The organism is Sphingomonas sp. P3_C6 (assembly GCF_056402595.1).
Window position 1 is genome coordinate 110834 of the sequence record NZ_JBFUHB010000007.1, and the last position, 13670, is coordinate 124503.

Annotated in this window: 12 protein-coding genes; 6 read left to right on the plus strand and 6 right to left on the minus strand. The window is 65.8% G+C overall.

The window, feature by feature from the left end; translation table 11 throughout:
• Positions 1–58: 58 nt before the first annotated feature.
• The 4 genes from AC1DT7_RS10180 to AC1DT7_RS10195 all read right to left on the minus strand — a co-directional run bounded on the left by AC1DT7_RS10180 (position 59) and on the right by AC1DT7_RS10195 (position 5309).
• Complete coding sequence (locus AC1DT7_RS10180) at positions 59–1087, minus strand: cell wall hydrolase (RefSeq protein WP_478035829.1); 1029 nt, start codon at positions 1085–1087, stop codon at positions 59–61.
• Positions 1088–1345: 258 nt separating this feature from the next.
• Positions 1346–4177 (minus strand): M16 family metallopeptidase, encoded by a 2832-nt coding sequence (locus AC1DT7_RS10185; protein ID WP_478035830.1) that lies wholly within the window; start codon positions 4175–4177, stop codon positions 1346–1348.
• Between the two features lie 79 nt (positions 4178–4256).
• On the minus strand, positions 4257–4760 hold the full coding sequence (locus tag AC1DT7_RS10190; RefSeq protein WP_478035831.1) for an EF-hand domain-containing protein: 504 nt from the start codon (positions 4758–4760) through the stop codon (positions 4257–4259).
• Positions 4761–4877: 117 nt separating this feature from the next.
• Positions 4878–5309 (minus strand): winged helix-turn-helix transcriptional regulator, encoded by a 432-nt coding sequence (locus tag AC1DT7_RS10195; RefSeq protein ID WP_478035832.1) that lies wholly within the window; start codon positions 5307–5309, stop codon positions 4878–4880.
• A gap of 111 nt (positions 5310–5420) precedes the next feature.
• Between AC1DT7_RS10195 and AC1DT7_RS10200 the strand changes: the two genes are divergently transcribed.
• On the plus strand, positions 5421–6167 hold the full coding sequence (locus AC1DT7_RS10200) for an SDR family oxidoreductase (protein WP_478035833.1): 747 nt from the start codon (positions 5421–5423) through the stop codon (positions 6165–6167).
• A 156-nt stretch (positions 6168–6323) separates the two neighbouring features.
• Positions 6324–6926 (plus strand): 2OG-Fe(II) oxygenase, encoded by a 603-nt coding sequence (locus AC1DT7_RS10205; RefSeq protein ID WP_478035834.1) that lies wholly within the window; start codon positions 6324–6326, stop codon positions 6924–6926.
• Positions 6927–7058: 132 nt separating this feature from the next.
• Here the strand turns inward: AC1DT7_RS10205 and AC1DT7_RS10210 are convergent, their stop codons facing one another.
• Entirely contained in the window at positions 7059–9452 is a 2394-nt protein-coding gene (locus AC1DT7_RS10210) for an FtsX-like permease family protein (RefSeq protein WP_478035835.1), read from the minus strand.
• Positions 9449–10120, minus strand: a complete 672-nt coding sequence (locus tag AC1DT7_RS10215) for an ABC transporter ATP-binding protein (RefSeq protein WP_478035836.1) — start codon at positions 10118–10120, stop codon at positions 9449–9451. The genes AC1DT7_RS10210 and AC1DT7_RS10215 overlap by 4 nt, the downstream gene beginning before the upstream one ends.
• Before the next feature lie 172 nt (positions 10121–10292).
• On the opposite strand from AC1DT7_RS10215, the gene AC1DT7_RS10220 reads away from it, so the two are divergent.
• From AC1DT7_RS10220 to AC1DT7_RS10235, 4 genes are all read left to right on the plus strand, one after another.
• Entirely contained in the window at positions 10293–10823 is a 531-nt protein-coding gene (locus tag AC1DT7_RS10220) for a response regulator (protein ID WP_478035837.1), read from the plus strand.
• A 43-nt stretch (positions 10824–10866) separates the two neighbouring features.
• A complete protein-coding gene (locus AC1DT7_RS10225) occupies positions 10867–12039 on the plus strand; it encodes a sensor histidine kinase (RefSeq protein ID WP_478035838.1) in 1173 nt (390 codons plus the stop codon).
• A 213-nt stretch (positions 12040–12252) separates the two neighbouring features.
• Positions 12253–12840, plus strand: coding sequence for a glycine-rich domain-containing protein (locus AC1DT7_RS10230; RefSeq protein ID WP_478035839.1), 588 nt, complete (start codon positions 12253–12255; stop codon positions 12838–12840).
• A 1-nt stretch (position 12841) separates the two neighbouring features.
• A complete protein-coding gene (locus tag AC1DT7_RS10235) occupies positions 12842–13669 on the plus strand; it encodes a TIGR04222 domain-containing membrane protein (protein WP_478035840.1) in 828 nt (275 codons plus the stop codon).
• Position 13670 lies beyond the last annotated feature (1 nt).

Below are 13670 nucleotides of genomic sequence, written 5' to 3' on the forward strand. Positions count from 1 at the left end.
CAATTCGGCCATAGGCGCGGTTGGCGATCGCGTGGCAGCGCCTCGATGAGAGGGAGAATTATCGGAGCGGTTTGCCCGAGTCCTTCCAGCGGTCGAGGATCTGGGATTCACCGGTCGTGTCGGGCGCGGCGACTGCGGGTTTCAGCATACCACTCTGCGCATAGGCCGGCTGGATCAGCGCCGGGGCAGTGCGCGGGGCCGGTGCTGGAATGCTGGTCGTGGCCGATGCCAAGGTCAGGTCGGGTGTGGCCGGGCGCGCATGCGGGCCGGGCAGGGGCTCGTTTCCGGTATAGCGCTGGCTGAACGCGGCGGGCGTGCCCCACCATCCCTGCCAGCGATGGAAGAAATGCGCGCCGATGGCCGCGGTCATCACCAGGCTCCGGTTCCAGGACGGGGTGACGGCATAGGTGTGATAATGGGTGGCGAGGCCGACGGGAGCGAACACATGGCCGTTGAGCGCCGCCGCTGCGACCTTCATCGCGCGGACCCAGTAGGTGCGGGACGGCACCCGCGCCATCGACCCGTCACAGGCATAGCTGAACTGGCAGCCGGTGGTCCGCTCCGACCCCTGATAGACGACGCCGCATATCGTCGCGGGAAAGGCGGGGTGGCGCACCCGGTTGAGGATCACCTGCGCAACCGCCTGCTGGCCGTCATCGGGTTCGGTCGCCGCTTCGTAATAGATTGCGGCGGTCAGGCATTCCAGCGCGCGGCCCCGATCGGTCGGGCTCGCCTTGCTCATCGAGAAGGGCTCGGCCGGGCGGATCGAGGCGTCAGTGGTGGTCAGCGCGGCCGCTTCGACCGGAACGGGCAGGTCGGGCAGCGCGGTCGTGCCGGTTGCGCCGGCACCGGGCGCGGCGCTTTCCTCGGCGGCATAGAAATAGGCGGCGCCGGGGAAATGATCCTCGGCTTCATAGCCGGCCGGCCTGGGCGATGCGACGCCGGTCGCCCTGGCCTGCTGCTCGACGATCGCGCGGATCGCGGCATGGGCCGACACACCGGCGCAGATCAGCGCGACGATCCCGACGATGCCGAGCTTGCCCAGCCGCCGCATCCGTAACCAGTCGGTGATCGTGCTCCAAACCATGGCTGCGCCATAGCGGATCGGGCCGCGCCGTGCTGCCCCCGATTTAGGGGTGTGTCGTCGCGAAACACTTGATGGTTAACGTAATTTTTGACGTCAGCTTGTCTCTCTGGAGATCGCGACCCATCCAATCGCGACCTCGTCCCCCAGGACCTGTCCCGGGCGCCAAGGTTCCGCGTACGCAACTGAAGCGTGTGTGCGGAAGCTTGGATGCCGGAACAAGTCCCGCATGACGGACGGAGAAATGACGCCTTGAAGAGGTTATTTCAGCGCCGCCGTGTCCAGTTTCAGCGCGCTGGCCGGGATCAGTTCCAGGTTCGGATAGGCCTTGCGCAGGGCATCGATGAAGTCCTTCGCATCGCCGACCACGACGATGCTCGCCCGGGCCGGATCGAGCAGGCTGGCCGCGGCGGCCTGGACCGCGGCCGGATCGACCGCGGAAACCTTGGTGGTGAAGGCCTTGAGCTCGCTCAGCGGCACGTCCTGCACAACATAATTGCCGAGCACGTCGGCAATGCCGTCGGTCGTCTCCACCCCGCGCCCGAAATCGCCGATCAGTGTCGCCTTGCGCGGTTCGAGCTCGTTCGCCGGCACTGGCTCGGTGCCGAGCCGCTTCATCTCCGCGACCATGATCGCGACCGTCTCGGGCGCGGTCGGGTTCTTGGTCTGGGTGCGTGCCGAGATCGAACCGGGTTCGCGCCGCGCCGACAGCGAGCTGTTCGCACCGTACGCCAGGCCGCGCTTGATCCGGATCTCCTGGTTGAGCCGCGACGAAAATCCGCCGCCGAGCACGGTGTTCGCGACGCTTGCCGGATAGAAAGCGGCATCGCGGCGCGCGATACCCGGCCGCGCGACGACCACGCCTGCCTGACCGGCGCCGGGCATGTCGACCACGACCACGCGCGGCTCGGGTAGCGGCTGAGCCACCGGAGCGGTCGCCACTTGTTGCCCGGTGGAACGCCAGCCGGCAAAATTCTTCTCCACCAGCGCGCTGGCAGCGGCGGGGGTGATGTCGCCGACCAGGATCAGCGTCGCCTGGCCGGGCTGCCATGTCCGGCCATAAGCAGCGCGGATGTCGGCGGCCCTGATCGCCTTGAGCGATTCGGGCGTACCCGACAGCGCATGGCCATAGGACCGGTTGCCGAAGACGGCACGCGCCGCGACCAGGTTGGCAAGCTGCGCCGGATCCTTGATGGTGACCGAGACGCCGTCGATCTCCTGCGTGCGGGCGCGCTCGATCTCCTCATCGGCGAAGGCGGGATTCTGCGCGACATCCGCCAGGATGGCCAGCGCGGGCGCCGCCTGATCCGACTTGACCGTCACGTCGATCGACGATCCGTCCCAGTTCGCGCTGCTGCCGATCGATCCGCCCAGCGCCTCGATCTGCGCGGCGATCTGGGTGGCCGAACGGGTCTTCGTCCCCTTGGTCAGCAGGCCGGCGGTGAGGTTGCCCAGGCCGGCGCGGTCGGCCGGGTCCGACGCACCGCCGCCTGCCGTGACCAGCGAGGCGGTCAGCAGCGGCAGGTCATGCTTCTCGACCACCAGCACGTGCAGGCCGTTGGCAAGCCTGAACTCCTGCGGAGACGGCATTGCGGCGGCGACGGGCGCGCCGGCGGCGGGCGGGGCGATCCGCTCGCTGTCCGGCGCGGGCGTGACGATGGCGACATCGGACGGCGCGACCAGCGGCGCGACCTGGACGGTAGAGGCGATCGTCACCGTGTCGCCCTTGGCACCCGCCGGCGCGCTCTCGGCCGGCAGATAATGGATCGCGGCCGAGCGTTCGTCGCGAAGATATTTGCGGGCGACACGCTGGATATCGGCCGTCGTCACCTTGGCGATCTCGGCGATCTGCCGGTCGGAGGCGCGCGGATCGCCATTGATGATGACCGAGGTGGCGAGCGCCGACGCCTTGCCCTCGGCCGTCTCACGGCCGCGCAACACGCCGGTCAGGATCTCGTTCTTGGCCTCGGCCAGCTCGGCTGCGGTGACGGGCGTATCGCGCAGCCGCGCTACCTCGCGCCGCAGTGCCGCCTCGCCGGCATCGGCGGTCTTGCCGCCGGCCAGGATCGCGAAGACGGCGAGATTGCCGGGGCCCTGCTTGGTGTCGAGATAGGTCTCGGCGCTCTGCGCGAGCTGGTCGCGATAGACGAGGGTCTCGTACAGGCGTGAGCTTTCGCCCTGCGACAGCACCGCGTTGAGCACACCCAGGGCGGGAATGTCGGGATCATTGTCGGACGGCAGGGGATAGCTGATCATCACCGCCGGCAGCGGCGTGTTCTGTTCGTAGACGGTGACATGCGTCGCCTTGGTTCGCTCCGGCTCGGTGACGGTCACGCGCGGGATCGGGCGGTCGGGTTTCTTGATGCCGGCGAAATACTGATCCACCCAGGCGTCGAGCTGCTTCGGGTCGAAATTGCCCGAGACGACCAGGATGGCATTGTCCGGCCGGTAATAAGTCGCGTGGAAGGCGCGGACATCGTCGATCGTCGCGCTTTCCAGATTCTCCAGGCTACCGATGCCCGGCCGCGCATAGGGGTGCCTGGTGTAGGAAATCTCCGGGAAATAGATCGAGAACAGCTTGCCATAGGGTTGCGCGAGCGTGCGCAGGCGAAGCTCCTCCTTCACCACGTCGCGTTCGGAGGCGAAGCTCTTGGGTTCGACCACCAGGCTCGCCATCCGGTCTGCCTCGGCGAACAACAGGCGCCGCAGATGGTTGGCCGGCACCACCTCGTAATAATTGGTGTAGTCGTCATTGGTGGAGGCGTTGTTGTAGCCGCCGACATCCTCGGTCAGCCGGTCCATCTGTTCGGAGACGAGGTTGCGCGTCGCCTTGAACATCAGATGCTCGAACATGTGTGCAAAGCCCGAGCGGCCGGCGGGATCATCCTTCGATCCGACATCGTACCAGACCTGCACCGAGACGTTGGAGGTGCCAGTGTCGCGGATCGCATAGACGCGCAGGCCATTGGCGAGGGTCCGTTCGGTGAAGTCGAGCGGCTTGACCGCACTTGCCGGCGCCGGTGCCTTCTGGGCCTGGGCTGAAAGGGGAAGCAGGGCGGCGCCGAGCAGAAGGGCGGCACGGTAAAGGCGCATGGACGACTCCGGTGACGGGAGAGATGATGGTCGAAGGTGTCGCCCGGGTCTGGCAGTGTCAATCAGATGCGTCGGCCGCCTAGCGGCCGGCCGGTTTCCTCGCAGGGTTGGCGGGGCCGTTCGGCCCGACCGGGCCGATCGCCACCGCATCGTTGCTGGCCGCGCGCTTCTCGGCGAGGGTCACGATGCCATCATGGTTGGTGTCCATGGCGTCGAACGCGGCCAGGGCGCGTGCGCCGGCTTCCTTCCGGCTGAGCTTGCCGTCGTGATTGGCGTCGACCGCGTTGAAGGCGGCGGTCGCCGCGTTGAGCAGGCGCTGCGCTTCCTCGGGCGTGGGCGCGCCGGGCGTCCCCGGTGGCGTGCGGTTCAGCACTATGCCCATGCGCTTGCCGAACTCGGCCCGGCTCATGAAATTGTCCTTGTTGGTGTCGGCCCGGTCGAACACCTCCTTCACCTGCGCCTCGATCTGCGCGCGCGTCACGGCGGTGGCCGCCGGCCCTGGCTTCTTCACCTGGGCAGAAAGCGGAAACGCGGTCGTCAGGGCGGCGATGGCGGCCAGCCCGGCGAGATCGATGGAACGCATGACAATCCTTTCACAGGCGCCGGCAGACCGGCGCGAGACGGTTCTCTAGGGCCGCGATAGACGCGGCAAGCTATCTGGCGCGTGAACGCGCCGGGACGAGGCCGAGGTCCGGCGGGATCAGGAGGTGCGGGCGTCGAATGCCTGCCGCGCTTGCTCGACCTTCTCCAGATGATCGGCAGCCCAGATCCACACCCCGCAAAAAGCGGCCCCGAGGCTCATGCCGAGCTCGGTCAGGCGATACTCCACCCTTGGCGGGACGACCGGATGGACCGTGCGGATCAGCAGCCCGTCGCGCTCCATCTGGCGCAACGTCTGGGTCAGCATCTTCTGGCTGATGCCGCCGACGAGCCTGCCGACCTGAGTGAAGCGAAGCTCGCCCTGTTCGGCGAGGACCTCGAGGATCAGCATGGTCCATTTGTCGGCGACGCGGCCGATCAGCTCGTTGACGAGCTGCTCGACACGAGGGTCGACATCGTCGGGCGGCACCTGCGCAGTCTGCTCGCGGGCAACGGCGATCTCGGCGTCGCTGAAGGGAAGATGCGCGACCATGTCCATACTCTCTTTCGGGTAAGTATAAATCTTTTGGGTGCCTTCTTTCGTTGAGAGAGCTTGAGCGTACATCCGCCCCGGTATCAAGCTTCAATCGTGAGGAGACCGATCATGAATCCCACCGGCAACACCATCCTGATCAGCGGCGGCACCTCCGGCATCGGGCGTGCGCTGGCCGAGGCGTTCCAGCGCCAGGGCAACAACGTCATCATCGCCGGCCGCCGCCAGCAGCTGCTCGACGAAGTGACCGCAGCGAATCCGGGCATGGCCGGCTATGTACTCGACGTCGAAGATCCCCAGGCGATCCTGGACGTGACCGCGCGGATCGCCGCGGAGCATCCGGCGCTCAACGTGCTGATCAACAATGCCGGCGTGATGACGGCGGAGGACGTGCCGGGCGGCACCTATCTCGCCACCGCCGAGGCGACCATCACCACCAACCTGCTCGGGCCGATCCGCCTCACCGCGGCGGTGCTGCCGCATCTCCGCCGGCAGGCGCAATCGGCGATCGTCAACGTGACGTCGGGCCTCGCCTTCGTGCCGCTGGTCGCGACGCCGACCTATAGCGCGACCAAGGCGGCGCTCCATTCCTACACCATGTCGCTGCGCCGCCAGCTTGCCGACACGACGATCGACGTGATCGAGCTGGCGCCCCCGGCGGTGCAGACCGACCTGATGCCCGGACACGCGCAGGATCCGCACGCCATGCCGCTCAAGGCCTTTATCGACGAGACGATGGCGCTGTTCGGCCAGCAGCCGACACCGGCCGAGGTCCTGGTCGAGCAGGTCAAGTTCCTGCGCAACGCCGAAGCCGAAGGCCGGTTCGAGCAGACCCTCGCGGCGGTCAATGGCGGCTGATCGGCCTTCCGATCGTCTGGCTGACTGATGGGGCGGTTCCGGGAGGGGCCGCCTCCCGTTCCTGAAAACTCATGGGACGTTCTCGCGATGCGCGCTTCTCCATGAGCCGCTCATGTTCGGGTTGCGCGCGGACAAGGTCGGCCGCAAGACCTTCCCATGAATTGGCCGCCCCATTTCGTACTGGATCTCAACAACCGGAATGTGCTGCCGCACGATTGGTCGGCGCAGGTTCGTGCCGCGACTCACGCGCCCGAGCGCCTGATCGTCCGATCCGGCGCCGACATTACCCCAGGCGACGAGACATTCTCGATCCTCGAAGGCGCAGACGTCCGTGCGCGGTTCGATTGGCTCTGGCGTCTGTATCTTGGCCCGATCCGCGCCTTCGTCGCCGATCGTTTCGGCCGCCCGGTTTATCCAGCCAATCGGATCAGTTCGGCGATTACCCTGAATATATTGGAGGGCGTTGGCGCGGAGGCCGATTGGCATACCGACGCGAACCAGGTGACCGGCGTGTTCTATGCCGCGGTGCCTGAGTTGGGCGCCGGCGGCGAACTGGAGTTTCGCCGCCCCGGATGGCCCGTTGCGCAAATCCACCCCCGCGCAGGCACGTTCATCTGCTTCCCCGGCTCGATCGAGCACCGCGTCGTGCCGCTTCGCTCTCCAGAACCAAGGCTGGCTTTCGCGATGTTGTTTTACGACAGTGGCATAGACCAGCCGTTCGCAAGCCTCGACGACCGCCACGAATTGAGCGTCGTGTGAGATTCGACAGGCGGGATCTTTTGGGAATTACGCGACGTCACCGTAACTCCGTAATCTCTTTAGACAACCGGAGTTGGTCGATAAAGGACGGGCATCTTTTGGCGATATAATAGCCAAAAGAAGTCGTTCCCATCACTCGTACCGCAGGGCTTCAATCGGGCGCCGCCTCGCGACATTCAGTGCCTGCAGCCCTGCGCTGCACAGCGTGATCGCCAGTGCCGCCAGCGCTGCGGCGGGGAAGAGCCACGGGTGGAGAGGCACCCGGTAGGCGAAGCCGTTCAGCCAGCTTCGCATCATCCACCATGCGCAGGGCCAGGCGATGACGTTCGCCCAGAGCACCGGGCGGCTCAGCCGGGCGAGCAGCAGAATCAGCACCTGATCGGTCCGCGCGCCCAACGCTTTGCGTATCCCAATCTCCTTGGTGCGCCGTTCGGCGGTCGCAATCGCCATTCCGGCGATGCCGGTCGCGGCGAGCAATGCCGCAACGCCGGAAAATAGCTCGAATATCCAGGTGCCGCGCTCAAGATCGCGATAGAGTTCTTCAAGGTGATCCGAGACGAATTTCCGCTGGATCGGCTGCTGCTGACCGGTTTGCCGCCACAGCCGATCGATCGCCGCCAATGTCTCGGGGATGTCGCGGCCGGCCAGCTTGACGACAACCATGCCCAAGCCGTTCCCGTCGGTCGGCCGGTCCGGATAGATGGTGGGCTTGATCGGGGTCTTGACCGACAGCAGGCTGAAGTCGGGCACGACGGCGACGATCTGCGCACCTTCGGTGACGCCGGGCTGAGCGGATGTGACCGGTATGAGCTTGCCGATCGCGGCGCTCGCGCTGCCAAGGCCGAAGCGCTGCACCGCCGTCTGGTTTACGACGATATGCCGGGTCTGCTCCTCGCCATCGGGCGGGAGCACGGCCAGCGATCCCGCGATCGGCGCGATCCCGAACAAGGCGAAACTCGAGGGCAACATGCCGATCGTGTCGGTCGAGATGCTGTCATCGCCGATCGGCGCGAAGTAGAACATCGGATATTCCAGCAGGCCCTGCCCGGTGCACGACGTACCGCGCACGCCCGGCAGCTTCGCGACCTCCTGGCGGAAGCTCTCGGGACACGGCGCAGTGATGGTGAGCAACTGGTCCACGTCGAGGCGCAGCGCCTCGGTCATTGCGAAGCTGCGTTGCTGGTAGACCACCGCGAGCGCGATCATCAGCCCGATCAGGATCGCGAATTGCACCGTAACGAGCAGGTCGGCCACCACCGATCGTCCCTTCATGCGTACGCCGCGGTCCCGCAGCAAGGCAGCGGGCGACAGGCCGGACAGAATGAAGGCGGGATAGGCGCCAGCCGCGAGGCCGAGCGCCACCGCGCCGGCGGCCAGCCACAGCAGCAGCGTCGGATGGGTGAGATAGTCGAACCGCGCGTGCGTCTCGAACAAGGCGTTGAGGCTCGGCAGCGCGAGCTCGACCAGGGCAGCGCCGAGCAACGTGGCGATCAACACGGTCGCGACCGCTTCACCCAGGAATTGCGCCGCAATCTGGCCACGCGTGGCACCGCACGCCGCGCGGACGCCGATCTCCCGCCAGCGTCGCGCCGACAATGCGGTGCTGAGGTTCACATAATTGGCGACCGCGATGAACAGGATCAGGGCCGCGACCAGACTGCCCACCACAAGCCGCTCTTGCGCACCGGGATGAAGCCCCGGATGCAGCGCGATCGCGTCGATCGGTACGAGATGCATGGCAGAACGGCTCCGCATGAACACAGGCATCAGGCCGTCGATCAGAGGCTTCAGCCGGCGTTCTGCGGCTGCGGGAGACGCCCCTTGCCGTAGCCGGAGATAGGTACGCACATAGAGGACAAACTGGCCAGTCGCTTCGGATGGACCAAAGTCCGCCTTCGCCGACTTGCCAGACGCGAAAATACCCCTGTCGAGATCGGTCGTCCCGACCGGCAGATCGGCGATCACCGCGCGCAGGACCATCGGCACCCCGTCTACATCGAGCACGGCGCCCAGAGCGTCCGTCCGTCCGAACAGTCGGATCGCCTCGCTTTGAGTCATGACGAGACCATCCGGGAGATTCAGCGCCGCCTTGGGCCGGCCCGCGACGACAGGCAGCCGCAGAACGTCGAACATCTCCGGATCCGACCAATAGATTTTTGCGCGGGTCGCCTCGCCGTTGCGGCGCAACGCCACCTCCGCTTCGGACAGGCGGCCGACGGCTTCGACGTCGGGCAGGTTCGCCCGGATCAGCCCGGCCGCGCGGCCGTGGGTGATGTCGTTCACCAAGGGCGCCATTCCCTTCCCGGTCATGACGGATATGCCGATATAGGTGCGTTCGTGGTCTGGCACGAAGCCGTTGAACCCGAGCGCGTCGCGCGCGACGAGTGCCAGCATGAGCGCTCCGGCCAGCCCGATTGCCAGCCCCGCAACCGCGATCGCCGAAAGCAACCGGGTCGCGTGGAGATTGCGGGCATAGGCCGTCGCGAAGTGACGGCTCCTGCTCCAGAAGCCGATCGCCCCGCTCACAGCTGTGTCTCCCCGACGATGCGCCCGTCGAGCATCTCCACGATCCGCTGCGCGGCGGCAGCGTCGCGATGGGAATGGGTGACCATGATCACCGTCGTTCCCGATCGCGCGACCTGCTGGAGCAGCTCCATCACTTGTTCACCATTCGCGCTGTCGAGATTGCCGGTCGGCTCGTCCACCAGGATCAGGCTCGGCCTGGCGGCAAGCGCGCGGGCGATGGCCACACGCTGCTGCTGCCCGCCGGACAATTGCTGCGGACGGTGACCGGCGCGATGGGTCATGCCGACCTGATCCAGCACTCCCGCGATCCGATCTTTCGGTATCGCCTCGCCGTGACGATAGAGCAGCGAGACCTCGACATTCTCCGCCACGGTCAGGTCGTCGATCAGATTGAAATTCTGGAAGACGAAAGCGATGTGCTCGCCGCGCAGCCGCGCCAGCTTCGCTGCAGGCAATCCGGTCACCTCTGTACCGCGCAGGCGATAGGATCCCCCACTTGGCCGATCAAGCAGCCCGAACACATTGAGCAGTGTCGATTTGCCGCAACCCGATGGTCCCATCACCGCCAGGAACTCCCCCTCGGCCACCTCCAGCGAGACCGCGTCGAGCGCGCGTGTCTCGACCTCTGACGTGCCGTAGGTTTTGGTGATTTCGGTCAGGGTCAGCATGGGCGTTCCGCGAGAAGACATCGCTTAAGCATAACCGAATAGTCCCTGCAGAAAAAATTAGCTTGAACAGATAGTTATCCGGAACGCTATGATCGGGGGCGGCGGTGGGCGTCCGATTTCGGACGGGTTTGACGGCGCCCCAGCGCACGCTAACCTGAGAGGTATGGAGCCCATGCCATCCCTGCTGATCATCGACGATGATGCCGATGTGCTGGAGGCGGCACAGTTGGCGTTGTGGGACCATGCTGTGCTGATCGACGCCGCTTGCTCGCTCGACGCCGCCGAGGATTATATGCGGCAGACCGATTATGATTGCGTGCTGCTCGACATGAACTTCGCCGCGGGCCGGCGCAGCGGAGCTGAAGGTATCGATGGCCTGGACCGGATCGGATCGATCGATCCGATGGTCTCGGTCGTCATGATGACCGCTTATGGCGCCGTAACGCTGGCGGTCGCGAGCCTGAAGGCGGGCGCGCACGACTTTCTGTTGAAGCCATGGAAAAATGACGCCCTGATTGCGGCGGTGACCACTGCCGCCACGCGGACACGCACAATGCGGGCACCGACCACGCTCGATGCGCTCGAGCGCTCGGCGCTGATGGAGACGCTTCAGCGCCACAAGGGCAATCTCACGCAGGCGGCGCGTTCGCTGGGCCTGAGCCGGCCTGCGCTCTACCGCCGTATAGCCAAGCATGGCCTCTAGGCCGGAAACACGCCTCGCGCGGATTTCCGCGACCGGCTGGCGGTTGCTCTTCATCGGGATCCTGGTGGTAGCCCTCGCACGAGCGTGGACGGCGCAATATTATCTTGCGGCCGTGGCGATCGTCCTGGCGTCTGTTCTGGTCTTCTTCGATCTCTGGCGGTTGTTGAAGCCCGAGACCGAAGCCACGGACGGGCCAGTCCAGCCTGCAGTCGCCCGAGCGCCCGCACAGCTCGAGGCTGCGCTGGCGCTGATCGACACCGTCACCGTCGCGCTGTTCGTGCTCGGGCCGGACGATCGCGTCCGCTTCATGAACCGCGCGGCACGCCGCCTCGCCCGACATGACGCCGGGCGGCTGCAGGACGTTGCCGTGCTGGGGGAGAGGGGCGCTGCTGCTATCCTGAAGCTTCCCGTTGGTGGCCGACAGCTGATCGCCAGCGAGGACGGCCGTTCGCTTCTGGCGTGGGTCGGTTCGATCCATCACGCGGGGGCTGCTGAGCCGCAGCGGCTCATCTCGCTCCAATCGGTGGCGGGCGAACTAGATGCCGTCCAGGTGGGTGCCTGGCATGCGATGACGCGGGTACTGGCGCATGAGATGATGAACTCGCTCACGCCGATCGCGTCGATGGCGGAGAGTGTCGAAAGTCTCGCCGCTGCAGGCGATCACAGCGCGAAAATTGCGAGCGCCGTCGCGACGATCGGCCGCCGAAGCCGGCATCTGATGGATTTTGTGGAGCGCTATCGTGCGATTGTCGACCTTCCACGACCGGCTCTCCAAGAGGTTCGCGTCGTCGATTTTATGGCGGGTTTAGACCAACTGATCGGCCCTGAGCTGAGGAAGCGAGCAATCCTTTTCGAGGTCCACCCCGGTCACGATGCGTTGGCCTGCTTCGACCGCGCTTTGGTAGAACAAGCCGTTATCAACCTGATCAAGAATGCGGCTGACGCGATCGAGCATGTCGCGGAGCCGATCATAGGACTGGCCGCAATCTACGATGCCGATGCCCTGATCATCCAGGTCAGCGACAACGGTCACGGAATCGAAGATGAACTGCTCGCCGATATCTTCGTCCCCTTTTTCACGACCAAATCCGGCGGTGCAGGCATTGGGCTCGCGCTCGCCCAGCAGGTCGCACTTGCCCATGGAGGCGGACTTACCGCGCATCGGGCTCTCCCTGCCGGCAGCGTGTTCAAATTTCGCCTACCTGCCCCGCGGTAAGCACTGACCGGAAACAGTCGATGCGAGTGGTATTTTACGCATGACTTCTTCTCGACTCATGCGCGGCTATCACCAATGCCCGCAGATGGGCGGTAAGTGCCGATCGGTGCTCAGGCCCATAAGTCGTTTGATGGGCAAGCCTCTTGCCGGAAGGCCGAGGTCAGGTCAGTCAGTCATTGAATTTTAACTCCCACTATGTTAGTAGGGTTTTAGATGAGCGAGACCAATCGTCCGTCAGCCTCCTGCCCGGATCACCCGGTCTGGGCCTCGCTTTTTCCTTACATCATCGGCCCCGACGACGCGGCGCTCTCTTTCACGGCGCGGCTTGCGCGGGAGAATGGGTGGAGCCCGGCTTATGCCGAGCGCGTGATCGGAGAGTATAAGAAATTCTGTTTCCTTGCCGTCACCGGCGACCGGGAGGTGACGCCTTCCGATGCGGTCGACCAGGCATGGCACCTGCACCTGACCTATAGCCGGGATTATTGGGAGCGTTTCTGCCCCGATGTCTTGGGTCGTCCGCTGCACCATGGCCCGACCGCTGGCGGCGCGGGCGAGCGGGGGCGCTTCTTCGAGCAATATGCGGATACGCTGAAGCGGTACGAGCAGGTCTTTGGCGAGGCGCCGCCGGCTGACATCTGGCCAAGCGGGGCGCGGCGGCTGATCGACGATCCACGGGCGCGCCGGGTCCATCCACGCGACGCCTTCATCATCCCAAGACGCACGGCGATTTTTGTGGCGCTGACCCTGCTGATATTGGCGGGGGTCGCCGTTGCGTTCCTGGTGTCAGGCAGAGGAGCATAGAATGTCTCTCGGACCCTTCGACATGACCGGCGGGCCTTTCCTCAAACTCTACATCATCCTGTTCGCGGCGACGGTCGTCGCTGGCTTCGTCATCCCGCGCTGGCTGCGCCCGGAGGGAAGATCGGGCCGCGTCACCGACACGGGCCAGCTTGCCTATCTGGCGGGCGGCGCGACCCGCTTCGCCGATGCGCTGGTCACCCGATTGCTGGCGGTGCGGGCGCTGGTGATGGTCGGCAAGAAGAGCTTCCATGTCGCGCGACGCGGCGTGGGCGACACGCCCGCCGAGCGCGATGTGCTGGCCATCCCCGGCGAGGTGCGCTGGCCGGTGATCGAGCAGGCGCTGAAACCTTACGCGCAACCTGCGCGCCGGAAGCTGGTCGCGGCCGGGCTGATGATGGACGAGGCCGTGACCCTGCAGATGCGCTTCTGGCAGACATTGCCCTATCTGCTGCTGCTGGCGTTCGGCAGCATCAAGCTGCTGGTCGGTGTCGAGCGCGACAAGCCGGTCGGCTATCTGACGATGCTGCTGATCCTGACTGCGGTCTTCGCGCTGATCCGCTGGGGCGCGGTCGATCGCCGGACCCGGGGTGGCCATGAGGCGCTGGCCAGGGCACGGCAGGAGGCGGAGCGCCTGCGCCGGGCGCCGACCTCAGGCGAAACCGGTCTGGCGGTAGCGCTGTTCGGTACCAGCGTGCTGATCGGATCGGCCTGGGGCGACTTCCACACCTTCCGCACCGCAAGTTCGAGCGACGGCGGAGGCAGCGGCTCGAGTGACAGCGGCGGCGGAGGTGGTTGTGGCGGCGGTGGCTGTGGCGGTTGCGGCGGGTGAC